This is a genomic window from Mycobacterium shottsii (assembly GCF_010728525.1).
GTDB lineage: Bacteria > Actinomycetota > Actinomycetes > Mycobacteriales > Mycobacteriaceae > Mycobacterium > Mycobacterium marinum.
In genome coordinates this window covers 5,948,426-5,973,149 of record NZ_AP022572.1, presented here as the reverse complement: position 1 = coordinate 5,973,149, position 24,724 = coordinate 5,948,426, and the positions used below count along the sequence as shown (strand labels likewise).

General features: G+C 66.3%; 12 protein-coding genes and 5 pseudogenes. 11 read left to right on the top strand and 6 right to left on the bottom strand.

The window, feature by feature from the left end; genetic code table 11:
• Window position 1 precedes the first annotated feature (1 nt).
• From G6N41_RS27600 to G6N41_RS27590, 3 genes and pseudogenes are all read left to right on the top strand, one after another.
• Window positions 2–873 (top strand): annotated as a pseudogene (locus tag G6N41_RS27600) (ABC transporter ATP-binding protein); the annotation flags it as partial.
• A pseudogene (locus tag G6N41_RS27595) lies at window positions 870–2,602 on the top strand (ABC transporter ATP-binding protein). The pseudogenes G6N41_RS27600 and G6N41_RS27595, both read left to right, overlap by 4 nt.
• A gap of 53 nt (window positions 2,603–2,655) precedes the next feature.
• Window positions 2,656–3,723, top strand: coding sequence for a phosphotransferase family protein (locus G6N41_RS27590; RefSeq protein WP_198968055.1), 1,068 nt, complete (start codon window positions 2,656–2,658; stop codon window positions 3,721–3,723).
• Window positions 3,724–3,725: 2 nt separating this feature from the next.
• Here G6N41_RS27590 and G6N41_RS27585 read toward each other — a convergent pair whose 3' ends face one another.
• Window positions 3,726–4,889 (bottom strand): acyl-CoA dehydrogenase family protein, encoded by a 1,164-nt coding sequence (locus G6N41_RS27585; RefSeq protein WP_198966237.1) that lies wholly within the window; start codon window positions 4,887–4,889, stop codon window positions 3,726–3,728.
• Between the two features lie 115 nt (window positions 4,890–5,004).
• Here G6N41_RS27585 and fabG point away from each other — a divergent pair.
• The 5 genes and pseudogenes from fabG to G6N41_RS27560 all read left to right on the top strand — a co-directional run bounded on the left by fabG (window position 5,005) and on the right by G6N41_RS27560 (window position 10,118).
• Window positions 5,005–5,751, top strand: a pseudogene (fabG, locus tag G6N41_RS27580) (3-oxoacyl-ACP reductase FabG).
• Window positions 5,748–6,971 (top strand): acetyl-CoA C-acetyltransferase, encoded by a 1,224-nt coding sequence (locus G6N41_RS27575; RefSeq protein ID WP_198966236.1) that lies wholly within the window; start codon window positions 5,748–5,750, stop codon window positions 6,969–6,971. Before fabG ends, G6N41_RS27575 begins: the two are co-directional and overlap by 4 nt.
• 2 nt (window positions 6,972–6,973) lie before the next feature.
• A pseudogene (locus tag G6N41_RS27570) lies at window positions 6,974–8,201 on the top strand (CoA transferase).
• Complete coding sequence (locus G6N41_RS27565) at window positions 8,198–9,391, top strand: acyl-CoA dehydrogenase family protein (RefSeq protein WP_198966235.1); 1,194 nt, start codon at window positions 8,198–8,200, stop codon at window positions 9,389–9,391. The pseudogene G6N41_RS27570 and the gene G6N41_RS27565 overlap by 4 nt, the downstream one beginning before the upstream one ends.
• 13 nt (window positions 9,392–9,404) lie before the next feature.
• The gene (locus tag G6N41_RS27560; RefSeq protein ID WP_198966234.1) at window positions 9,405–10,118 is read left to right on the top strand and encodes a GntR family transcriptional regulator; all 714 of its coding nucleotides are present in this window, start codon (window positions 9,405–9,407) and stop codon (window positions 10,116–10,118) included.
• Between the two features lie 201 nt (window positions 10,119–10,319).
• Here G6N41_RS27560 and G6N41_RS27555 read toward each other — a convergent pair whose 3' ends face one another.
• Genes G6N41_RS27555 through G6N41_RS27540 form a run of 4 tightly spaced genes read right to left on the bottom strand, consistent with a single transcriptional unit; the run spans window position 10,320 to window position 11,578 of the window.
• Window positions 10,320–10,868, bottom strand: a complete 549-nt coding sequence (locus G6N41_RS27555; protein ID WP_231608476.1) for a hypothetical protein — start codon at window positions 10,866–10,868, stop codon at window positions 10,320–10,322.
• A gap of 10 nt (window positions 10,869–10,878) precedes the next feature.
• A complete protein-coding gene (locus G6N41_RS27550) occupies window positions 10,879–11,034 on the bottom strand; it encodes a hypothetical protein (protein ID WP_198965232.1) in 156 nt (51 codons plus the stop codon).
• On the bottom strand, window positions 11,010–11,291 hold the full coding sequence (locus G6N41_RS27545; RefSeq protein ID WP_198965176.1) for a hypothetical protein: 282 nt from the start codon (window positions 11,289–11,291) through the stop codon (window positions 11,010–11,012). The genes G6N41_RS27550 and G6N41_RS27545 overlap by 25 nt, the downstream gene beginning before the upstream one ends.
• A complete protein-coding gene (locus G6N41_RS27540) occupies window positions 11,267–11,578 on the bottom strand; it encodes a hypothetical protein (RefSeq protein ID WP_198968063.1) in 312 nt (103 codons plus the stop codon). The genes G6N41_RS27545 and G6N41_RS27540 overlap by 25 nt, the downstream gene beginning before the upstream one ends.
• A 276-nt stretch (window positions 11,579–11,854) precedes the next feature.
• Between G6N41_RS27540 and G6N41_RS27535 the strand changes: the two genes are divergently transcribed.
• From G6N41_RS27535 to acpS, 3 genes and pseudogenes are all read left to right on the top strand, one after another.
• Window positions 11,855–12,577 carry a DUF1906 domain-containing protein gene (locus tag G6N41_RS27535; protein ID WP_198966233.1) on the top strand — a complete coding sequence of 241 codons (723 nt, stop codon included), beginning with the start codon at window positions 11,855–11,857 and terminating at the stop codon, window positions 12,575–12,577.
• 511 nt (window positions 12,578–13,088) lie between these two features.
• A pseudogene (locus G6N41_RS27530) lies at window positions 13,089–22,306 on the top strand (fatty acid synthase subunit beta domain-containing protein).
• Window positions 22,307–22,334: 28 nt separating this feature from the next.
• Window positions 22,335–22,727 (top strand): holo-ACP synthase AcpS, encoded by a 393-nt coding sequence (gene acpS, locus G6N41_RS27525; protein WP_198966232.1) that lies wholly within the window; start codon window positions 22,335–22,337, stop codon window positions 22,725–22,727.
• 73 nt (window positions 22,728–22,800) lie between these two features.
• Here acpS and G6N41_RS27520 read toward each other — a convergent pair whose 3' ends face one another.
• The gene (locus G6N41_RS27520) at window positions 22,801–24,663 is read right to left on the bottom strand and encodes a DUF2339 domain-containing protein (protein WP_198966231.1); all 1,863 of its coding nucleotides are present in this window, start codon (window positions 24,661–24,663) and stop codon (window positions 22,801–22,803) included.
• Window positions 24,664–24,724: the final 61 nt, after the last annotated feature.

Below are 24,724 nucleotides of genomic sequence, written 5' to 3'. Positions count from 1 at the left end.
CATCGCCTACGGAATCGGCGGCATCAGCGCCGGTGTGCTGGCCGCTCGCCGGCTGCAAATCACCCTCGATGAACCGGTACTGGAACAGCATACTGGGCTGGCCGAGGCCGACTCGGCGGCGATGGTGGTGTTCGACAAGGTCAGCTTCGGGTACCGGCCGGGAGTGCCGGTGATCCGGGACGTGTCGCTGCAGCTGCGTCCGGGCACCGTCACCGCGCTCGTCGGGCCTTCGGGCTCAGGCAGTCCACCCTCGCCGCCCTGCTGGCTCGGTTCCATGATGTCGAGCAAGGTTCGATACGAGTTGGGGGACAAGATATTCGGTCGCTCACCGCCGATGAGCTCTACGAGTGGGTCGGGCTGGTGCTGCAGGAGACTCAGCTGGTGCACGGGACTGTTGCCGAGAACATCGCGCTAGCCGTTCCCGATGCACCGGCCGCAGATCCAGGCCGCGGCCGGCCAGCCCTGATCCATGACCGCGTGCTGCGGTTGCGCGATGGCTACGACACCGTGCTGGGAGCCGGCGCCGCGTTGTCGGGCGGCGAACGGCAGCGTCTCACCATCGCCCGCGCCATCCTGGCCGATACACCGGTGCTCATCCTCGACGAGGCCACCGCGTATGCGGATCCCGAATCGGAATACCTGGTGCAGCAAGCACTTAATCGGCTGACCAAGGATCGCACCGTGCTGGTCATCGCGCACCGACTGCATACCATCACCGGAGCCGACCAGATCGTGGTCCTCGATCGTGGCCAGATCGCCGAGCGCGGTACCCACGGTGAACTGCTCGCCGCCGACGGGCGCTACCGACGGTTGTGGGAGACCGGTTGTGGCAATCAGGTGGAGCTGGCCGCGATCCAGGAGGGCGAACGATGATCCGCACCTGGATAGGGCTGGTGCCGGCGGACCGCCGCGGCAAGTTGATCCTGTGCGCCGCGGTTGGGGTGCTTTCGGTTGTGGTCCGCGCGATCGGCACGGTGCTGCTGGTTCCGCTCATTGGTGCCCTGTTCAGCAGCACCCCACAGCAGGCGTTGGTGTGGCTGGGCTGGCTGACCGCTGCGACGGTATCCGGGTGGGTGATCGATGCCATCGGCGCACGCATCGGTTTCGAGCTGGGTTTCGCTGTGCTCGACCATTCCCAGCACGGTGTAGCAGACCGGCTGCCCGGTGTGCGACTGGACTGGTTCACCGCAGACAACACGGCGACCGCCCGTCAAGCGATCGCCGCCAGCGGGCCCGAACTGGTGGGACTGGTGGTCTACCTGCTGACGCCGCTGGTCTCGGCGGTCCTGCTGCCACTGGCCATCGGGCTGGCGCTGCTTCCCATTTCCTGGCAGCTGGGATTGGCCGCGCTTGCCGGTGTGCCCCTGCTGCTGGGTGCGCTGTGGGCGTCGGGGCGATTTGCTCGACGTGCCGACAAGGTCGCCGACGAAGCCAATATTGCGCTCACTGAGCGCATTATCGAGTTCGCCCGAACCCAACAGGCGCTACGTGCCGCGTCGTGTCGAGCCTGCCCGCAGCCTGGTCGGATCCGCGCTTGCGCGCCAGCACGGCTCGTTGATGCGGTTGTTCGCCATGCAGGTCCCCGGCCAGCTGCTGTTCAGCATCGCCAGCCAGCTGGCGCTCATCGTGCTGGCCGGAGCGACCGCGGCGCTGACCGTGGGCGGCACGCTGACGGTTCCCGCGATCGCCCTGATTGTCGTGATTGCCCGTTACCTGGAGCCCTTCACCGCCGTGAGCGAGCTCGCTCCCGCGCTGCAGAGTGTGCGCGCCATGCTCGATCGCATCCGGTCGGTGTTGACGGCACCGGCCGTGGCGGCCGGGACCGCCACGCTGCATGACGGCCCTGCGGCGGCGCGGATCGAATTCGACCACGTCGCATTCAGCTACGACGGCGCCACCGAGCCGGTGCTTGGCGGGTCAGTTTCTGCCTGCAGCCGGGTACCACGACTGCGATCGTGGGCCCTCGGGATCGGGAAAGAGCACGATCCTGGCGCTGATTGCGGGTCTGCACCAGCCGACCGGAGGCCGCATCCTGATTGACGGAGCCGACGCCGCGACGCTGGATGCGCACACCCGTCGCACGCTGTCGAGCGTGGTGTTCCAGCATCCCTACCTGTTTCATGGCTCGATCCGCGAGAACGTGCTGGCGGGAAACCCGGGTGCGGACCAGGATCAATTGGGGCGGGCGATCCGCTTGGCGCGGGTTGACGAGCTGATCGACAGGCTGCCCGACGGCGCCGACACCGTTGTGGGCGAAGCCGGTTCCGCGCTGTCGGGCGGTGAACGCCAACGGGTCAGCATCGCGCGCGCCCTGCTCAAGGACGCCCCGATGCTGCTGGTCGACGAAGCAACCAGCGCGCTGGACACCGAGAACGAGGTCGCGGTGGTCGATGCACTCACGGCCGATCCGCAATCACGCACCCGGGTGATCGTCGCCCACCGACTGGCGAGCATCCGTCATGCCGACCGCGTGCTCTTCGTCGAGGACGGTCGAGTGGTCGAGGACGGATCGATCGATGAGCTGCTCGCCGCCCAGGGGCGCTTCCATGAGTTCTGGCGACAGCAGCACGATGCCGCCGAATGGCGGATCCGCACCGGCTAGATCAGGTCGGCCGAAACTGATGCCGTATGACTTACAGTTGCTAGGTGGCCGCCTTGGTTTCCATCCCTCGCCACCCCACCGACGTAACCCCGCAGTGGCTGGCGGCGGTCCTTGGCGAACGCGGCACACCGGTCGGGGTATCGGGAGTCGATGTGGTCCCGATCGGCACCGGGCAGACCGGAGCCACCTATCGGCTGACCGTCACCTATGACCCGGATCCGGCGGGTCTGCCGGACACCTTTGTGATCAAATTGCCGGCTCAGGATGACACCGTGCGGGACCGAGTCGTCGTCGGTTATCGCAGCGAATGTGCGTTCTATTCTTCGGCTGCCGATCGGGTCCGGGTTCCGACCCCCCGCTGCTTTTACTGCGAGATCACAGAAGATGCAATGGATTTCGCGCTGCTGCTGGAGGATCAGGCGCCCGCGGTGCAGGGCGACCAGCTCACGGGCTGCGGCGAACGTGAGGCGCTGCTGGCCGTCGTTGCGCTGGCCGGGCTGCACGGGCCGAGCTGGTGTGATCCGGTTTGGCTGGACCAGCCCGGGATCGCATTCCCTTTCCCGGATGAACCTTTCGCCAACGGTCTTGGTGAGGTGGCGCGGATGAGTGCGGAGATCACCCTGGACAAGCTCGGTGATCGGCTCAGCGCCGCCGACCGCGAAACTTTGACCGAGACCATGAATCTGGTGACGCCGTGGTTGCTCGCCGAGCGGGACCGGTTTGCGCTGCTGCACGGCGACTACCGGCTCGACAATCTATTGTTCGACCCTGACCTGCGCCGCGTCGCCGTGGTCGACTGGCAAACCCTTGGTATCGGCCTTCCGGCTCGAGACCTTGGGTACTTCACGGCAACCAGCCTGAATTCCCAGGTGCGTTCGGACATCGAGGAAAGCCTGGTCGATGACTACCACCGAAACCTGTTGAGCTACGGCGTCACCGGATATGACTGGGAAACATGCTGGCGCGACTACCGACTGGGCATGCCGCACACGGTCCTCATCTCGGCCCTCGGATTTGCTTTCGCCACCGCCACCGAGCGTGGCGACGAGATGGTGTTGACCATGCTGGGGCGAGGTTGTCAGGCCATCCGGGATCTAGAGACGCTAGAGCTGATCGGCTGAGGTCATCGATTCGCGGCCTTGATCAGGTTGGACCCGATGATCAGTTGCTGAATCTCGCTGGTGCCCTCATACAGCCGCAGCAGACGGACATCGCGGTAGATGCGTTCGACCGGAACTCCGCGCATGTATCCACTGCCGCCGTGAATCTGCACCGCGAGATCGGCCACCTTACCGGCCATTTCGGTGCAGAATAGTTTCGCCGCCGACGGCGCGATCCGCCGATCCGCTCCGGAGACCCACATCCGTGCGGCGTCGCGCACCAATGCGCGGCCCGCCAGCACGCCGGTCTGCTGGTCGGCGAGCATCGCCTGGACCAGTTGAAAGCTGCCGATCGTCACACCGCCCTGGGTTGCGGTGGGTGCGTACGCCACGGACTCGTCGAGCGCACGTTGTGCGGCGCCCACCGCGATCGCGGCTATGTGTACCCGGCCGCGGGCCAACGAGGTCATTGCGGCTCGATAGCCGATGTCCTCGCTGCCGCCGACCAGCGCGGCGTCGTCAACCCGGACGTCGGTGAAGCTGACGTCAGCGGTCCACGCGCCTTCCTGGCCCATCTTGGCGTCCTTGGCGCCCACCTCGACACCGGCGCTCTGCGCGGGCACCAGGAACACGGCGATGCCCGGGCTCTTGTCGCTGGCGGGCCGAGTGCGCGCGAACACCACGAACAGGTCGGCGACGGGCGCATTGGTGATGAAACGCTTTTGCCCCGTAATCAGCCAATCATCGCCGTCGCGAACGGCTTTGGTGCGCAGGCCGGCGGGGCTGGATCCGGCTCCCGGTTCGGTCAGGGCAAAAGAGGCGACGACGTCGCCGGACGCGATGGGCTCCAACCAGCGCGCCTTCTGCTCATCGGTGCCGAACCCGACTAGCACTTGCCCGGCGATGCCGTTGTTGGTGCCGAACATCGACCGCACTGCCAGTGAGGTGTAGCCCAATTCCATGGCCAGCTCGACGTCCTGCACCAGATTCAGCCCAAGACCGCCCCACTGCGGCGGTATCGCGTATCCGAACAGTCCCATCTGTTTGGCCTGGTCACGTAGGTCTTCGGGAACCCGGTCCTCGTCGAGGATCTGCTGCTCACGCGGCAGCACAACCGAGCGAACGAAGTGGCGGGTCTGGGCCAGGATCTGCGCAAAGTCCTCGTCGGATACCTGGGGGGCGGTCATGGGCGGATGCTCCTTCTGGGGTGGGCGCCTGGGCACCGCTGTCACGGCAAGATCATATATGAAATATGTTTGACTGACCGAGCCCTCCGAGGGCCAGAAGACGTAGGGAAGTGTGATGTCGGTGTCGTTGCTGAAAGGTCAGATCGCGGTAGTTACCGGTGGGGCCCAGGGCTTGGGCTTGGCGATCGCGGAGCGGTTCGTTTCCGAGGGTGCTCGGGTAGTCCTTGGTGATGTGAACCTCGAGGCGACTGAGGCCGCGGCCAAGCAGTTCGGCGGCGGGGAGGTCGCGGTGGCGGTGCGGTGTGACGTGACCAAGGCCGACGAGGTCGAGACGCTGCTGCAGACCGCGCTGGAACGGTTCGGTGGCTTGGACATCATGGTCAACAACGCCGGCATCACTCGTGACGCGACGATGCGCAAAATGACCGAGGAGCAGTTCGATCAGGTCATCGATGTGCACCTGAAGGGCACCTGGAACGGCATCCGGCTGGCCGCGGCCATCATGCGTGAAAACAAGCGCGGCGCAATCGTCAATATGTCGTCGGTGTCGGGCAAGGTGGGGATGGTCGGCCAGACCAACTACTCCGCCGCCAAAGCCGGGATCGTCGGGATGACCAAGGCGGCCGCCAAAGAACTCGCCCACGTCGGTGTCCGGGTCAATGCCATCGCTCCGGGCTTGATCCGCTCGGCGATGACAGAAGCCATGCCGCAACGTATCTGGGACTAGAAGTTGGCTGAAGTGCCGATGGGGTGAGCCGGCGAACCCAGCGAAGTCGCTAGTGTTGCCTTGTTTTTGGCCTGCGATCTGTCCTCGTATATGACCGGCACCGTGCTGGACGTGACGGGAGGACGGTTCATATGAGTGCCGCTATGCGCCAGGCTGTCATCTGCGAACCCGTCCGCACACCGATCGGTCGCTACGGCGGAATGTTCAAGTCACACAGCGCTGTTGATCTGGGCGTCGTCGCGCTGCGCGGACTGCTTGATCGCACCGGCCTGGCGCCCGCTGCGGTCGGGGATGTGATCCTCGGGCACTGCTACCCCAGCAGCGAGGCCCCGGCCATCGGACGGGTGGTGGCGCTGGATGCCGGCCTGCCGGTGACGGTTCCCGGTATGCAGGTCGATCGGCGCTGCGGATCCGGGCTACAAGCGGTGATTCAGGCCTGCCAGCAAGTCAGCAGCGGCGATAGCGACCTCGTCGTTGCCGGAGGCTGCGAAAGCATGAGCAATGTCACTTTCTATTCCACCGATATGCGCTGGGGCGGTGCCCGCGGCGGAATACGCGTGCACGACGCACTGGCTCGCGGCCGCGTCACCGCGGGGGGAAGAAACTACCCGGTGCCGGGCGGGATGCTGGAGAACGCCGAGAATCTACGGCGTCAGTGCGGTATTTCGCGTTTGGAGCAAGACGAGCTGGCGGTGACATCGCATCAGCGTGCGGTCGCAGCCCAGAAGGATGGAATTTTCGCCGAGGAGACCATTGCCGTTCCGGTGCGAACGCGCCAAGGCGAGGAATTGATCGACACCGACGAACATCCACGCGCCGACACCTCGGTGGAGGCCCTGAGCGGGCTCAAACCCATTCTGCACCAAGATGATCCCGAAGCGAAGGTGACGGCGGGCAATGCCAGCGGGCAAAACGACGCCGCATCGATGTGCGTGTTGACCACACCGGAGAAGGCCGACGAGTACGGGCTGAGACCTTTGGTGCGTTTGGTGTCCTGGGGCCTGGCCGGGGTGGCGCCCGACGTCATGGGCATCGGTCCGGTACCAGCCACCGAGGCCGCGCTCGCCAAGGCGGCTCTGCGCTTGGCCGACATCGATCTGATCGAACTCAACGAGGCGTTTGCCGCCCAAGCGCTCGCGGTGATGCGGGAATGGAACTTCGGCGCCGCCGACCGCGACCGAACCAACGTGCACGGGTCGGGTATTTCGCTGGGCCACCCGGTGGGCGCGACCGGTGCCAGAATGCTGGCCACCCTGGCTCGTGAACTCACTCGCCGTCAGGCGCGCTACGGGCTGGAGACGATGTGTATCGGTGGCGGCCAGGGCCTGGCGGCGATCTTCGAGCGGGTCGGGTAGCCATGCCTGGGCCGGACTTGCCGCTGAGCGGCATTAGCGTTGTAGAGGTATTCAGCTTCGTCGCGGCGCCGCTGTGCGGCATGACGCTGAGCCAGCTGGGTGCGCAGGTTATCCGCGTCGACCCGATCGGCGGTGCCTCCGATATCCGCCGCTGGCCCCTGGCGGCCAGCGGCACATCGATCTACTGGACCGGGCTGAACAAGGGCAAGCGTTCGGCCACCATCGATCTGCGCTCGGCAGCAGGACAGCGGCTGGTCCAGCGCCTCGTCCTGGAAGGCGACGGAGTCGTGGTGACCAATGCCAGCCTGCACTGGCTCAGCCACGAAGTATTGGCCGCCACGCGTTCTGACGTCATCCATCTGCAGTTGCTGGGACGGCGAGACGGCGGTACCGGGGTGGACTACACCGTCAACGCGGCGACCGGATTCCCGCTCGTCACCGGTCCGGCCGACCATGCCGGCCCGATCAACCATGTGCTGCCCGCGTGGGACGTTAGTTGTGGGCTCTACGCCGCGCTCGCCGTGGTTGCCGCGCTGTGCCGCCGCGACCAGACCGGGGCGGGAGCTCAGATCAGTTTGGCGTTGGAGGACGTGGCGCTGGCCACGGCGGGAAACCTGGGCCTGCTGACCGAGCCGCAGGTCAACGGTACCCAGCGTGAGCGGCTGGGTAACTCCATCTACGGCCAGTACGGCCAGGACTTCGCCAGCCGCGACGGGACATCGTTCATGGTCATCACGCTGACCCGTCGGCACTTTCGCGATCTGGTCGACGTGACCGGCACCGGTCCGGCGGTAACGGCGCTGGCCGAGGCGCTGGGGGTGGACTTCGATGCCGAAGGCGATCGATACCGATACCGCAGCGTGCTCAACGGTCTGTTCGCCGCCTGGTTCGCCGATCACACGGCCGAGCAGATCGGCGCGGCATTGTCAGCCACGACTGTGCTCTTCGAGCGGTACCGAACTTTCGCGGAGGTGGCAGCCGATCCGAAAGTGACTGCCAACCCGTTGTTTTCTCAACTGAGCCAGCCCGGTGTGGGGGACTACCTTGCTCCGGGCCTGCCGACCGCTTTCGACGGGTGTCACCCGCAGGTGCGCCCTCCCGGCGCTCGGAGAACACACCGCCGACGTGTTGACCGAGTACCTGGGTTTGACGACGGCAGATATCGCCCGTTTGGCCAGCGCCAAGACGATCGGCGGTCCAGACGGCCAGCAAGATAAGGAGTACGCGTGACCAAACTCGCTCAGACACTGGGCCTAACCGAACTACAGGCCGAGATTGTCGCGACGGTACGGCAATTCGTCGACAAGGAAGTGATTCCCAACGCGTCCGAGCTGGAACGCAAGGATGCCTATCCGCACGAGATTGTCGAGCAGATTCGTTCCATCGGCCTTTTCGGCCTGATGATTCCGGAGCAGTACGGCGGGCTGGGCGAGTCGCTGCTGACCTACGCGTTGTGCGTGGAGGAGCTGGCCCGTGGCTGGATGAGCGTGTCAGGTGTGCTCAACACCCACTTCATCGTGGCCTACATGCTGCGTCAGCATGGCACCGAGGAGCAGCGGCAACGCTTTCTGCCGCGGATGACCACCGGGGAGTCCCGCGGTGCGTTCTCGATGTCAGAGCCCGAACTGGGCTCCGATGTTGCCGCGATCCGCACCCGGGCCACGCGCGGCGCGGACGGCAACTACACCATTGACGGGCAGAAGATGTGGCTGACCAACGGTGGCAGTTCGACATTGGTAGCGGTGCTGGTGCGAACCGACGAAGGCGCTGCCCAGCCGCACCGCAACCTGACCGCATTTCTGGTCGAGAAGCCAACCGGGTTCGGGGAAGTGTTGCCGGGCCTGACAATTCCGGGAAAAATCGACAAGCTGGGCTACAAAGGCATCGATACCACCGAACTCATATTCGATGGCTATCGGGCAACCGCTGACGACATCCTCGGTGGCACCCCGGGACAGGGTTTCTTTCAGATGATGGACGGAATCGAGGTCGGCCGGGTGAACGTATCGGCGCGAGCCTGCGGGGTTGGCCTGCGCGCCTTCGAGCTGGCGGTTCGCTACGCGCAGCAACGCCACACCTTCGGCAAGCCGATCGCCGAGCACCAGGCCATTTCATTCCAGTTGGCCGAGATGGCGACCAAGGTCGAGGCGGCACACCTGATGATGGTCCACGCGGCACGGCTGAAGGACTCCGGTGAGCGCAATGACGTCGCGGCTGGAATGGCTAAATATCTTGCCAGCGAATATTGTTCGGAAGTCACCCAGCAGAGCTTCCGCATCCACGGCGGCTACGGATACTCAAAGGAGTACGAGATCGAGCGGCTGATGCGTGATGCACCATTCCTGCTCATCGGCGAGCGCACCAGCGAAATTCAGAAGTCCATCATCAGCAAGCGGCTACTGCACGAGTACCGAGAGTAGGGCTAGTAGGGCGATGACTGATCCGGAATTCGCGGCGCGGCCACAACTTCCCGACGACGTTGCGCGATACGTCCGCAAGAGGATATACGAAGGCAACTACGCCGCGGGCAAATACATACGGCTGGACCAGTTAGCGGCCGAGTTGGGGATTAGTGTCACACCGGTGCGTGAGGCGCTGTTCGCACTTCGCGCCGAAGGCCTGGTTGCCCAACAGCCGCATCGCGGCTTCGTGGTGTTGCCGCTGACCAAGCGCGACCTTGCCGATGTCGCATATGTGCAGGCTCACGTTGGCGGCGAGCTGGCGGCGCGGGCCGCGATCAACATCGGCGCCGCGCAGCTAGCTGAACTGCAGCAGATACAAGCGCAGCTCGAGGAAGCCTACGCCGCTGACGACGACGAGCGGACGGTCCGGTTGAACCACGAGTTCCACCGCGCCATCAATCTTGCTGCGGATTCTCCGCGGCTCTCCCAACTGATGTCACAGATCACCCGCTACCAACCCGAATCGGTGTTCCCCGGCATCGAGCACTGGCCCGCCCGGGCGGTCAAAGACCATCGGAGGGTGTTGGTGGCGCTGAAGAAACACGATGACAAGGCTGCCCGAACCGCGATGTCAGAACACCTCGCCTCCAGCGCAGTTCCGTTGATCGACCATCTCATCGCCCGGGGAGTGGTTGCGGAGTCGGCGCCTTCCGGGTCCGCGGCCGAGCGGGCCCGAGGGGGCTAGCGGTGCTGGCTCGGCCCCGTGGGCCGGACGGGAGGGTCACCCTTCGCGCGCCAGGCCTGCCGGTTGCTGCCCCGGTGTGGTGTTTGCTGGGTCCGGTCGAATATCCGCACCCAGTTTGGTGCGATCTGCGTGATGCATCGAGTCAAGATGCCTGCGAAACCTGGTTCATGCATCAGGTAAGGAATGCCCGCGAAATCGGGGTCAGGTGGTGGTCTTGCTTTTGATGCGGATGCCGGCTTTGAGGGCGGGTAGAGCGGCGGGTATGGCGGCGAGGTAGAGCTGTTCGGTCTTGTCTTTGGCGAGTCTGAGCAGGGCGGCTTGCAGGTCGGCGATCTGGTGGGCGATCGCGGCGGGGTTGAGGCTGTTGCGGTAGGTGAGCAGCTCTGTTTGTTGGGCCGCTGAGAGGACTCCGGCGGCCAGCAGCCGGTCCAGGGGGGTCTGGGGCTTGTCGTAGAGCCGGCGGCGGTGACCGTCGCGGCTGCAGCCGTAGCTGATGGGTTTGATGGTGGGGGTCAGGTAGTTGAGCCGGTCGTTGACCAGGTGCCACAGCCGGTTGAGCACGGCGCGTTCTTCGTCGGTGTCGTAGCGGTAGTAGAACCCGTAGCGACGCACGAGGTGGTTGTTTTTGGACTCGATGGTGGCCTGGTCGTTCTTCTTGTAGGGTCGTGAGCGGGTGAAGAAGATCTCCATGTCCGCGGCCCACTTGATGACCGCCTTATTGAGGAATTCGGTGCCGTTGTCGAAGTCCAAACCCGTTACCTTATAGGGATTTTAGTAATTCCGGTTTTGAGGGCGCCCAGGATGTGGGGTGGGCGTTGTTGCGCACCGTGCGGGTGAACACCCAGCCGATGTGCATGTCGGTGAGGTTGACCGTGCGGGCGAACTCACCTTTCAGTGTCGGGCCGCAGTGCGCCACGGTGTCGCCTTCGAAGAACCCCGGAGATTCTTCGGCCTCATCGCCTGCTTTGCAGATGGTGATCGAGGACCGCAGCAGCGGGAGGGTTTCGTCGTCGACACACCCGAGATCTGGTCGCGGGCCTTGGCGCCGCGCAGGTAGCGGTCGATCGTGGCGCTGCTCATCGCCAACAGCTCGGCACGCACCGCCGGGCCGTAACGGTCACGGCCGTCCACCAGTTCGCCGTGGCGTTCTAGAGCATCCAACTGAAGTGCCATGGAAGCGGCCAGGTACCGGCCGCACTGCCCGCCTGAGGCCGCCCACACCTTCTGCAACACCTTGAGCGCATCCTAGAGTACTTCGGATTGCGTTGCCGGCGAGTCCGTTTGGCGACCTGCCGACCCGCTCCCGGCGGCGCGGCCGCCGCCCTCAACCGCCGCCGGGCGTTGTCACGCGACCAGCCGGTGACCGCCACCACCTGATCCAGAATCTGCCCCTTGTCCGCCTTCGGCGCCCCCACATACGCCCTGGCGAACTTCGCGGTGATCTCGGCCCGAGACGACATCGACAGCCCACTTCCCATGCCTGCTGAGGATCGACCGTTTCGCGGGCATTTTTACGTGATCCACCGAGGACGCTTCACGGGCATTTCTCGTGATGCTTGCCGGCATCTTGACTTGATGCATCACGCGATGCCCGGCGGCGCCGGTGCTGGTGCGGTCGGGCGCGCTGGTGTGAATCGGCCCCGCGGGCTCGCGATGGCGAGGATGCGGCGATGTGATGCAGATGTGATGGTTGTGGCCAACGTGTCATGTGTTGCTTGTGAAGTAATCTGGGGCATGTGTCGGTTTCGCGGCGTCAGGTGCTCAAATTCGCGGCGGCGACGCCCGGGCTGGTAGACCTGGGGGCTGCTGCCGCGTCGTTGCGCGCTGCGCCGGTGTCGGCGGCGTCGCTGGGCACCCTGCTGGACTATGCCGCGGGCGTCATTCCGGCCAGTCAGATCAGGGCCGCCGGCGCGGTCGGGTCGATCCGATATGTCTCCGACCGTCGGCCCGGCGGAGCCTGGATGCTCGGTAAGCCGATCCAAATCGGTGAGGCGCGCGATCTGGTCGGTAATGGGCTCAAGGTCGTCTCCTGTTATCAGTACGGGAAGGGGAGCACCTCGGACTGGCTGGGTGGTGCTGCCGCGGGCGTACAGCACGCCAGGCGCGGCGTGGAGCTGCACACGGCGGCCGGCGGCCCGCCAAGTGCCCCCATCTATGCCTCAGTCGACGACAACCCGTCTTACGAGCAGTACAAGAACCAGATAGTTCCGTATCTGCGGGCCTGGGAGTCGGTGATCGGCCATCAGCGCACCGGTGTGTACGCCAACTCGAAGACGATCGACTGGGCGGTGCGCGACGGCCTGGGCTCCTACTTCTGGCAGCACAACTGGGGCTCGCCGAAGGGATACACGCACCCGGCCGCCAATTTGCACCAGGTCGAGATCGACAAGCGCAAAGTTGGCGGAGTCGGCGTGGACATCAACGAGATCCTCAAGCCCCAGTTTGGGCAGTGGGCCTGACCTTCGGCCTGGCCACCCCTTGGGGCCATCACTCCAGCAAACACTTGTTCGCTCGCTGGGCAGCGCTGTCCGCGCCGATGCCCGCGCGCTGAAACGGCTGAGACGATGTCGCACGGTGGCCTTGGCGCTAACTTTTAACATAACGATTTGGTAACAATACTGCCTTGATCAGCGCAGTTATAGCTACTCAGGCGTAACCACCTGCATGCAGGACGTTTGTTCGGCATGCCTGTGCCGTCGGTTAAACGCGGTGTTACCCATGACACGGTTACCCGTGCGTAGAACTCGCCAGTAACTTATTGGCGTCAAAAGAGTGGACGGATCCTTATGACACTCTTATATGGCCGATGCAGTCCGTCGCGCCGCCCGATCCATGGGCCGGCCCGCCGACAACACACCGGTTACAGGATTTTTCGGCTGCGATTCGACGCGGAATCGAGCAACCCCCGCAGGGAGTCCGGGCGGCCGAACGAGCTGAGATGTACAGACGCACAAACAGGAGATGTTGAACGTGACGATCCACGAGCACGACCGGGTGTCAGCTGACCGCGACGAGACTGGCCCGCACAGCACCCATGCTCTGGTCGATCGTCTGACCACGGGTGAGCCATTCGCGGTGGCATTCGGGGGACAGGGCAGCGCCTGGCTCGAGACTCTCGAGGAACTGGTTTCGGCGGCCGGAATCGAATCAGAACTGGCCGCCCTGGTGGGCGAGGTCGAGCTGCTGCTCGAGCCGGTGTCCAAGGAACTGGTTGTGGTCCGCCCGATCGGTTTCGAGCCGCTGCAGTGGGTACGTGCGCTGGCTGCTGAGGATCCAGTCCCGTCCGACAAGCACCTGACATCGTCGGCGGTGTCGTTGCCGGGCGTGCTGCTCACCCAGGTCGCAGCCGTCCGCGCCTTGGCGCGCCAGGGTATGGACCTGATTGCGACCCCTCCGGTGGTGTCGGTGGGGCACTCGCAGGGCGTGCTGGCGGTGGAGGCACTCAACGCCGGTGGGGTGCGCGACGTGGAGCTGTTGGCCCTGGCTCAGCTGATCGGTGCGGCGGGAACGCTGGTGGCCCGGCGACGTGGGATATCTGTCCTCGGTGATCGCCCGCCGATGGTTGCGGTCACCAACGCCGACCCCGAGCGCATCCAGCAGCTGCTGGAGGACTTCGCCCAGGACGTGCGCACCGTGCTTCCGCCCGTGCTGTCCATCCGCAACGGTCGGCGTTCGCTCGTCATCACCGGCACCCCGAGCAGTTGTCTCGCTTCGAGCTGTATTGCCGCCAGATATCGGAGAAAGAAGAAGCCGAGCGCAAGACCAAGATCCGCGGCGGCGATGTCTTCGCGCCCGTGTTCGATCCGGTAAAGGTCGAGGTGGGCTTCCACACTCCGCGGCTGGCGGACGGAATTGACATTGTGGGCGGCTGGGCCGAAAAGGTTGGCCTCGACGTCGCCCTGGCCCGCCAGCTGGCCGAGGCGATCCTGGTTGACACGGTGGACTGGGTCAGCGACATCAACCGGGTCCACGAGGCCGGCGCACGCTGGATCCTGGACCTAGGGCCCGGTGATATCCTGACCCGGCTGACCGCGCCGGTGATCCGGGGCTTGGGCATCGGCATCGTGCCCGCGGCAACGCGCGGCGGCCAGCGCAACCTCTTCACCGTCGGAGCCACGCCCGAGGTTGCCAGGGCCTGGTCGAGTTATGCCCCGACCGCTGTTCGTCTCCCCGACGGCAGGGTGAAGCTCTCGACGAAGTTCACTCGGCTGACCGGTCGGTCGCCGATCCTGCTCGCGGGCATGACGCCCACCACCGTGGACGCCAAGATCGTCGCCGCGGCGGCCAACGCTGGGCACTGGGCCGAGCTGGCCGGCGGCGGGCAGGTCACCGAGGAGATCTTCGCCGACCGCATCAACGAGATGTCCGGTCTGCTCGAGCCGGGGCGCACCTATCAGTTCAATGCATTGTTCCTCGATCCCTACCTGTGGAAGCTCCAGCTCGGTGGCAAGCGGCTGGTGCAAAAGGCGCGCCAGTCCGGCGCGGCAATCGATGGTGTGGTGATCAGCGCGGGCATCCCGGACCTCGAAGAAGCCGTCGAGCTGATCGACGAACTCAACGACATCGGAATCAGCCACGTGGTGTTCAAGCCCGGCACCATCGAGCAGATCCGCTCGGTGATCCGCATTGCCACCGAGGTGCCCACCAAGCCGGTTATCATGCACGTCGAAGGTGGGCGCGCCGGTGGCCACCATTCCTGGGAAGACCTCGACGACCTGTTGCTGGCGACCTATTCGGAGTTGCGGTCGCGCGCCAACATCACCGTCTGCGTCGGCGGTGGCATCGGTACCCCGGAGCGCGCGGCCGAGTACCTGTCCGGGCGCTGGGCGCAGGCCTATGGCTTCCCGCTGATGCCGATCGACGGGATCCTGGTCGGCACCGCCGCCATGGCCGCACTGGAGGCCACCACCTCGCCGTCGGTCAAGAAGATGCTGGTCGAAACCCAGGGCACCGGCGAGTGGATCGGCGCCGGAAAAGCTCAGGGCGGCATGGCTTCCAGCCGTAGCCAGCTCGGTGCGGACATCCACGAGATCGACAACAGCGCGTCGCGTTGCGGGCAGCTGCTCGACGAGGTGGCCGGAGACGCGGATGCGGTCGCCGAGCGTCGCGACGAGATCATCGCCGCGATGGCCAAGACCGCCAAGCCTTACTTCGGCGACATCGCCGACATGACATATCTGCAGTGGCTGCAGCGCTACGTCGAACTGGCTATCGGCGAAGGCAATTCGACTGCCGACACCGCCGCGCCGGGCAGCCCGTGGCTGGCCGACACCTGGCGAGACCGGTTCCAGCAGATGCTGCAGCGCGCCGAAGCGCGTTTGCACCCACAGGATTTCGGTCCCATCGAGACCGCATTCGCCGATCCGGCGCTGCTGGAGAATCCGACGCAGACCATCGCCGCGCTGCTGGCCCGTTACCCGGACGCCGAGACCGTCCAGCTGCACCCGGCGGACGTGCCGTTCTTTGTGACGCTGTGCAAGACCCTTGGCAAGCCGGTCAACTTTGTGCCCGTCATCGACAAGGACGTTCGGCGCTGGTGGCGCAGTGACTCGCTGTGGCAGGCCCATGACGCCCGCTACGACGCTGACCAGGTGTGCATCATTCCCGGCCCCGCGGCGGTCGCCGGTATCACCCGGATGGACGAGCCGGTCGGTGAGCTGCTGGACCGCTTCGAGCGGGCCGCCATCGATGAGGTGCTCGGTAGCGACGGTGACGCGAAGGCGGTCACATCGCGCCGGTTGGGCCGTCCCGATGTGACCGGGCCGCTCGCCGTTGTGCTGGATGCCCCGGACGTTTTGTGGGCCGGGCGTACCGCGACGAATCCGGTCCACCGGATCGCCGACCCGAGCGAGTGGCAGGTCCACGACGGACCCGAAAGTCCCCGCGCCACGCACACGTCCACTGGCGCTCGGCTGCAAGTCCAGGGCAGCGACGTGGTATTGAGTGTGCCGGTTTCGGCCACCTGGATCGACATCCGGTTCACCCTGCCCGCCAACACCGTTGACGGCGGCATCCCGGTGGTCTCCACCGACGACGCCACCACCGCGATGCGCTCGGTGCTGGCGATCGCGGCCGGTGTGGACGGGCCGGAGTCATTGCCCCCGGTAACCGATGGAACGGCGACGGTGACCGTCGACTGGGACCCCGAGAAGGTGGCCGACCACACCGGGGTCACGGCCACTTTCGGTGAGCCGCTGGCACCTAGCCTCACAACCGTTCCGGACGCACTGGTCGGGCAGTGCTGGCCGGCGGTTTTCGCAGCGATCGGTTCCGCGGTGACCGACAGCGGTGTGCCGGTGGTGGAGGGGCTGCTCAGCCTGGTCCACCTCGACCATGCGGCTCGCGTGGTCGGCGATTTGCCCAAGATTCCTGCCCAATTGACCGTTACGGCAACGGCTTCCAATGCCACCGACACCGACATGGGTCGTGTGGTGCCGGTCTCGGTGACAGTTGCCGGGCCCGACGGTGCGACGATCGCCACTCTCGAAGAGCGGTTCGCGATCCTGGGCCGTACCGGAACCGCTGAACTCAGCGACCCGGTTCGGGCCGGTGGCACGGTATCGGAGAACGCCACCGACACCCCGCGGCGCCGTCGCCGCGACGTCACCCTCACGGCGCCCGTGGATATGCGTCCGTTTGCGGTGGTGTCCGGCGACCACAATCCCATCCACACCGATCGTTCCGCGGCGTTGCTGGCGGGCTTGGAATCGCCCATCGTGCACGGCATGTGGTTGTCGGCCGCAGCGCAGCACACCGTGACCGCCACCGACGGGAAAGCTCGCCCGCCGGCCCGCCTGGTCGGGTGGACCGCGCGTTTCCTGGGCATGGTGCGCCCCGGTGACGATGTGGACTTCCGTGTCGAGCGCGTTGGAATCGACCAGGGCGCAGAGGTTCTGGAAGTGTCAGCGCGCATCGGTTCGGATCTGGTGATGTCGGCGTCCGCACGACTGGCCGCGCCGAAGACCGTCTATGCATTCCCGGGTCAGGGTATTCAGCACAAAGGCATGGGCATGGAGGTCCGAGCACGCTCCAAGGCGGCCCGTAAGGTGTGGGACACCGCGGACAGGTTCACCCGCGACACGCTGGGTTTCTCGGTGCTGCACGTGGTTCGGGACAATCCGACCAGCCTCATCGCCAGCGGTGTGCACTACCATCACCCCGACGGGGTGTTGTACCTGACGCAGTTCACCCAGGTTGCGATGGCCACCGTGGCGGCCGCGCAGGTGGCCGAAATGCGTGAGCAGGGTGCCTTTGTTGAGGGCGCGATCGCCTGTGGACACTCGGTGGGTGAGTACACCGCACTGGCCTGCGTGACGGGTATCTACGAACTAGAAGCCCTGTTGGAGATGGTGTTCCACCGCGGCTCGAAGATGCACGACATCGTGCCTCGTGACGAGCTGGGGCGGTCCAACTACCGGCTGGCGGCCATCCGGCCGTCGCAGATCGACCTCGATGACAACGACGTTCCGGCCTTCGTCGCCGAGATCGCCGAGAGCACCGGTGAGTTCCTGGAGATCGTGAACTTCAACCTGCGCGGGTCGCAATACGCGATCGCGGGCACGGTGCGCGGGCTGGAGGCGCTGGAGGCTGAAGTGGAGCGGCGCCGTGAACTCAGCGGCGGACGACGCTCGTTCATCCTGGTGCCCGGCATCGACGTTCCGTTCCACTCGCGGGTGCTGCGGGTTGGTGTCGCGGAGTTCCGCCGTTCGCTGGACCGCGTGATGCCGCGCGACGCCGATCCGGACCTGATCATCGGGCGCTACATCCCCAACCTGGTGCCGCGGCTGTTCAACCTGGACCGTGACTTCATCCAGGAGATCCGGGATCTGGTGCCGGCCGAGCCGCTCGACGAGATCCTGGCCGACTACGACACCTGGATTCGGGAGCGCCCGCGAGAGCTGGCGCTCACCGTCTTCATCGAGCTGCTGGCATGGCAGTTCGCCAGTCCGGTGCGCTGGATTGAGACCCAGGATCTGCTCTTCATCGAGGAGGCCGCCGGCGGGCTCGGCGTGGAGCGGTTCGTCGAGATCGGCGTGAAGACCTCGCCGACCGTGGCGGGTCTGGCTACCAACACGCTAAAGCTGCCCGAATACGCCCACAGCACAGTGGAAGTGCTCAATGCCGAGCGCGATGCCGCGGTGCTGTTCGCCACCGACACCGACCCCGAACCGGAGCCGGAGCCCGAGGCAGAGGAGCCCGCGGCGGAGGCGGGCGACGCGGCCGGTGCCGCGGCACCGGCACCGGCCGCCGCTCCGGCCGCACCTTCGGGTGGCCCGCGGCCCGACGACATCGGGTTTGACGCCGCCGATGCCACTCTGGCGCTGATCGCGCTGTCGGCCAAGATGCGCCTGGACCAGATCGAGGAGCTGGACTCCATCGAGTTCATCACCGACGGCGCGTCGTCGCGGCGTAACCAGCTGCTGGTGGATCTGGGCTCCGAATTGAATCTGGGTGCCATCGACGGCGCGGCCGAGGCCGACCTGGCCGGGCTGCGCTCGCAGGTCACAAAGCTGGCACGGACCTACAAGCCTTACGGCCCAGTGCTTTCGGATGCGATCAACGATCAACTTCGCACGGTGCTGGGACCCTCGGGCAAGCGCCCGGGTGCCATCGCGGAGCGGGTCAAGAAGACCTGGGAGCTTGGCGATGGCTGGGCAAAACACGTCACCGTCGAGGTGGCGCTAGGCACCCGCGAGGGCAGCAGCGTTCGCGGCGGCGCCCTGGGCAACCTGCACGAGGGCGCGTTGGCCGATGCGGCTTCCGTCGACAAGGTGGTCGACGCCGCGGTTGCATCGGTTGCCGCCCGCCGTGGTGTCGCCGTGGCGCTGCCGTCGGCCGGCGGTGGCGGTGGCGCTACCGTCGACGCGGCGGCGCTCGCCGAATTCACCGATCAGATCACCGGTCGCGACGGGGTGCTCGCCTCGGCTGCTCGTCTGGTGTTGGGCCAGTTGGGTCTCGACGCCCCGGCCACCGCGCTGCCGGCCGCGACCGACGCAGACCTCATCGAACTGGTCACCGCTGAATTGGGCTCGGACTGGCCGCGTTTGGTGGCGCCGGTGTTCGACGGGAAGAAAGCAGTCGTGTTCGACGACCGCTGGGCCAGCGCCCGCGAAGACCTGGTCAAGCTGTGGCTAACCGACGAAGGTGACATCGACGCCGACTGGGCGCGGCTATCGCAACGCTTCGAGGGAGCCGGCCACGTCGTCGCGACCCAAGCCACCTGGTGGCAGGGCAAGTCGCTGGCGGCGGGGCGGCAGATCCACGCGTCGCTGTACGGCGGGATCGCCGCCGGTGCGGAGAACCCGGACCCGGGTCCGGACAGCAGCGAAGTGGCGGTGGTGACCGGCGCTTCGAAGGGTTCGATCGCGGCATCGGTGGTGGCACGACTGCTCGATGGCGGTGCCACCGTCATTGCCACCACGTCCAAACTCGACGACGAGCGGCTGGCGTTCTACCGCACGCTGTACCGAGACCATGCCCGCTACGGTGCGGCGCTGTGGGTGGTGGCGGCCAACATGGCCTCCTACTCCGACATCGACGCCCTGGTCGAATGGGTCGGCAGCGAGCAAACCGAAAGCCTTGGGCCGCAGTCGATTCACATCAAGGACGCGCAGACGCCGACGTTGCTGTTCCCGTTCGCGGCGCCGCGCGTGGTCGGCGACCTGTCGGAGGCCGGCTCGCACTCCGAGATGGAGATGAAGGTGCTGCTGTGGGCAGTGCAGCGGCTGATCGGCGGGCTCTCGACGATCGGCGCCGAGCGCGACATCGCCTCGCGACTGCACGTGGTGTTGCCCGGCTCGCCCAACCGCGGCATGTTCGGTGGTGACGGCGCCTACGGCGAAGCCAAGTCGGCGCTGGACGCGGTGGTGAGTCGTTGGCACGCCGAGTCCTCGTGGGCGGCCCGGGTCAGCCTGGCGCACGCGCTGATCGGATGGACTCGCGGCACCGGCCTGATGGGTCACAACGACGCCATCGTCAGCGCTGTCGAAGAGGCTGGCGTCACCACCTACTCCACTGACGAGATGGCGGCGATGCTGCTCGGCCTGTGCGATGTGGAGTCCAAGGTCGCTGCGGCCAGCACCCCGATCAAAGCGGACCTCACGGGTGGGCTGGCGGAGGCCAACCTCGACATGGCCGAACTAGCCGCCAAGGCGCGTGAGGAGATGTCGACCGAGGCGACCGCAGATGACGAAGAGTCAACTGAGGGGGCAATTCCCGCGCTGCCGTCACCGCCGTGTGGATACACGCCGGCGCCGCCACCGCACTGGGACGACCTCGACGTGGACCCGTCCGACCTGGTGGTGATCGTCGGCGGTGCCGAGCTCGGTCCGTACGGCTCCTCGCGGACGCGTTTCGAGATGGAGGTCGAGAACGAGCTCTCCGCCGCCGGTGTGCTGGAGTTGGCCTGGACCACCGGGCTGGTCCGGTGGGAAGACGACCCGCAACCGGGCTGGTATGACACCGGAACCGGTGAGCTGGTCGACGAAGCCGAGTTGGTCGAGCGTTATCACGATGGGGTGGTGGAGCGCGTCGGCATTCGCGAGTTCGTCGACGACGGCACGATCGACTCCGACCACTCGTCGCCGTTGCTGGTGTCGGTGTTCCTGGATAAGGACTTCTCTTTCGTGGTGTCCTCGGAGGCCGACGCGCGTGCCTTTGCAGACTTCGATCCCGAGCACACCGTCATCCGGCCGGTGCCCGATTCGGGTGACTGGCAGGTCATCCGTAAGGCCGGCACCGAGATTCGAGTGCCGCGTAAGACGACACTGTCGCGGGTGGTTGGCGCCCAGCTCCCGACGGGCTTCGATCCGACGGTGTGGGGCATCAGTCAGGACATGGCCAGCTCGATTGACCGCGTGGCGGTTTGGAACATCGTGGCCACCGTCGACGCGTTCCTGAGCGCCGGGTTCAGCCCGACCGAGGTAATGCGTTATGTGCACCCGAGTTTGGTGGCAAACACCATGGGCACCGGTATGGGTGGCGGCACGTCGATGCAGAAGATGTACCACGGAAACCTGTTGGGCCGGAACAAGCCGAACGACATATTCCAGGAAATTCTGCCGAATATCGTCGCTGCGCACGTGGTTCAGTCCTACATCGGTAGCTACGGCTCGATGATCCACCCGGTCGCCGCATGCGCGACGGCCGCGGTGTCGGTCGAGGAGGGCGTCGACAAGATCCGCTTGGGCAAGGCCGAGATGGTGGTGGCCGGCGGTATCGACGACCTCACCTTGGAAGGCATCATCGGCTTCGGTGACATGGCGGCCACCGCCGACACCGCCATGATGCGCGGCCGCGGAATCGCCGACTCGAAGTTCTCCCGGCCCAATGACCGGCGCCGGCTGGGCTTCGTGGAGGCCCAGGGCGGTGGCACGATTCTGCTGGCCCGTGGCGACCTGGCTCTGAAGATGGGCCTGCCCGTGCTCGCGGTGGTGGCCTTCGCGCAGTCCTTCGGAGACGGTGTGCACACCTCGATTCCGGCTCCGGGGCTGGGCGCATTGGGCGCCGGACGCGGCGGCCGGGACTCCGCGCTGGCGCGGGCGCTGGCCAAGTTGGGCGTGGGTGCCGATGACATCGCCATCATCTCCAAGCACGACACGTCGACGCTGGCCAACGATCCCAACGAGACGGAGTTGCACGAGCGGCTCGCCGACTCACTGGGCCGATCCGAGGGTGCGCCACTGTTCGTGGTGTCGCAAAAGAGCATGACCGGTCACGCCAAGGGTGGCGCGGCGGTCTTCCAGATGATGGGGTTGTGCCAGATTCTGCGTGACGGTGTCATTCCGCCCAACCGAAGTCTGGACTGCGTGGACGATGAACTGGCCGGGGCAGCGCACTTCGTGTGGGTGCGTGACGCGTTGCGGCTGGGCGGGAAGTTCCCGCTCAAAGCCGGCATGCTGACCAGCCTCGGGTTCGGCCACGTGTCCGGTCTGGTCGCGTTGGTGCACCCACAGGCGTTCATCGCCTCGCTGGCTCCTGAGCAGCGCGCGGACTACCAGCGGCGTGCCGATGCGCGGCTGCTGGCCGGTCAGCGGCGGCTGGCGTCGTCCATGGCCGGTGGAGAGCCGATGTATCAGCGGCCTCCGGACCGCCGTTTCGACCACGACACGGCCGAGAAGCCGCAAGAGGCAGCGATGCTGCTGAATCCGGCCGCTCGGCTCGGCGACGGCGAGGCCTACATCGGATGAGATTGGTCATCGATTAACGTGGCGATCCATGGGCATCGTCGGCGTCGGGATCGACCTCGTCTCCATTCCTGATTTCGCCGAGCAGTTCGATCAGCCGGGAACGGCGTTCGCTGCGACCTTCACCCCCGGTGAGCGCCGCGACGCCTCCGATAAGAGTTCGTCGGCGGCGCGGCACTTGGCGGCCCGTTGGGCCGCCAAGGAAGCGGTGATCAAGGCCTGGTCTGGATCACGGTTCGCGCAGCGGCCGGTGCTGCCCGAAGACATCCACCGCGACATCGAGGTGGTCACCGACATGTGGGGACGGCCGCGGGTGCGTCTCACCGGGGAGATCGCCAAGCACCTGGCCGATGTGACGATCCATGTGTCGTTGACCCACGAGGGGGATACGGCGGCCGCCGTGGCCATTCTCGAGACCAGTTGATCTCCGGCGAGCAAACGCGAAATCGCATCGGAATCTCCGATCCCGTGCGATTTCGCGTCTGCTCGCCAGGGTGCTAGCGCGCGAGGCTGCGCGCGTATCCGGTTCCCATCGCCAGCAGCACCAGGCCGACCACGATGAACGCCGCGACCCGGAAGATGCTGTCGAGCGTGGCGAGATCGAACAGGAACAGCTTGGCGGTGGCGGCCCCGGTGAGCGCCAGCCCGGCGCTGATCGGGGCGGTGCGGCGTTCCCGGTCTGCCACTCGCAGTGCGTAGACGAACAGCGCCGCCGCTACGGCGATCCAGCAGATGGTGGCCGCCATGTGGCCGGCCAGGAAGCCCGCCTCGGTGCCGGCGATCAGGACACCGGCGGTGACCGTAAACGCGGTGACGGCATAGATCACCAGCACCCCGCCGACGGCGGTCAGGATTCGGCGGATGTCGCGATTCTGGCCTCCGATGCCGGCACACGCCCTGCTCATCGCAACGACAAATGCGATGCTGAGCAGGCTGGCGGCCAAGGTGGACACCGCGATCGAGGTCGGCATCACCGTCGCTGTCAGCAGCGCATGCAGCGGCGCATAGCTGTAGTACAGGCCGAGGCCGACGATGCCGAAACCCGCTGCGGCCCAGAGCGCTATGCGGTCGTGGCGACCGGCGACCGCGACGACGATGGCAAGGGCGAGCAGGATCGGCCCCTCGACGTGGCCGTCGAAGGCAACGGTAACGGCGACCAGCGCCGAGATTGCCGACCATGCCGCCAAGACCCGGGTGAAAATGGTGGGAAGTTCACTGCCTACCAGAACGATTGCCAACAGTGCCGCGGCCAGGGTGCCGGCCAGCAGCGCGGCAAACACGCGATCGACCGCGACGGCGGCGGCCAAGACGGGCAGGGTCCCGACCACCGTGAGCACGGCCAGGGCGGCGGCGTTCTTGCCGCCCGGCAACACGATCAGGCCGCTCACGATGGCAAGGATCGCCGCGACACCGCAGGCCGCGCCCAGCAGCCAGGTGTTGTCGTGCTTGCCGGCCGCCACCAGGGCGATCAACAGGGGCACGGTGGGTGCCGCGACGCGCGCGGCGTGCAGCCAGACCCAATCCTTGCCCAGTTGCACCGGTAGCGCTGCGGCCGACAGCGCCAGCATGAAGCTCACCAGCAAGAGATCGGCACCTCGGGTGAGCACGGGCGCCAGCCCGATCAACGGCACCAGCACCAGTAGCCCCAGGTGCTCGGAATCCCAGCGGCGGGCCAGCGCAAGTCCCGCCCCACCGACCAGCGCGGCCAGCACCAGCCCGGCGGGCGCCGGCACCCACTGGTAGATGGTGGTCGCCGCGATGACGTCCAGGTAGGCGGTTGCAATACCGGTGGCGGCCAACGCGATCGCACCGATGCGTCCACCGGGGCGGCCGCGCAGCCGGACGGCCACGCCGACGAGCGCGAGCGACAACGCCGTGCCACCGGCGACCCGGATCTCGGGTCGCAGCAGCCCGGCTTGCGCGGCGAGGACCAGCAACAGCGCCACGCCGGTCAACGTGACCGCCACTCCCGCGACCGCTAGCAGCTTGCCGATCCAGCCGGACTCGGTGCTCTCGGCGGGGCGCCGCGGCGGGGAGACTGGTGCCGCGGCCGGTGTCGGAGCCGGTGGGCCGTGGGGGGCCGGGCGCGCGGGGGGTGGGGGAGCGTACTGGCGTGGCGGCGCCGCGGCGGGTGCTGGTGCCACGGGTGCCCACTGCTGCCAGTAGGGGTACCAGTACGGAGCCACAGGCTGGGGTTGCGGTTGCGGCGGCGCGGCCTCAGCGGGGTGGGGCGCGCCGACCGAATCGGAGATCAGGCGGTCAAGCTGGCTGAGTTCGCCGGAAACGCGGGCCATCTGACGAGCCAATGAGTCGAATTCCGCGGAGAGTCGACTGATGACAGCGTGCTGCGATTCGGTCATGTCGATTACTCTGCCGTTCCTGGCCCCGGCATGGATGAGTAGGACTACGCAAACCGGGCGG

Bases quoted from the DNA above. Each gene is read 5' to 3' on its own strand.
- G6N41_RS27520 (WP_198966231.1), bottom strand. From the start codon at position 24,663: ATGACCGAATCGCAGCACGCTGTCATCAGTCGACTCTCCGCGGAATTC.
- G6N41_RS27575 (WP_198966236.1), top strand. From the start codon at position 5,748: ATGAGTGCCGCTATGCGCCAGGCTGTCATCTGCGAACCCGTCCGCACA.
- G6N41_RS27560 (WP_198966234.1), top strand. From the start codon at position 9,405: ATGACTGATCCGGAATTCGCGGCGCGGCCACAACTTCCCGACGACGTT.
- G6N41_RS27545 (WP_198965176.1), bottom strand. From the start codon at position 11,291: ATGGCACTTCAGTTGGATGCTCTAGAACGCCACGGCGAACTGGTGGAC.
- G6N41_RS27585 (WP_198966237.1), bottom strand. From the start codon at position 4,889: ATGACCGCCCCCCAGGTATCCGACGAGGACTTTGCGCAGATCCTGGCC.
- acpS (WP_198966232.1), top strand. From the start codon at position 22,335: ATGGGCATCGTCGGCGTCGGGATCGACCTCGTCTCCATTCCTGATTTC.
- G6N41_RS27540 (WP_198968063.1), bottom strand. From the start codon at position 11,578: ATGTCGTCTCGGGCCGAGATCACCGCGAAGTTCGCCAGGGCGTATGTG.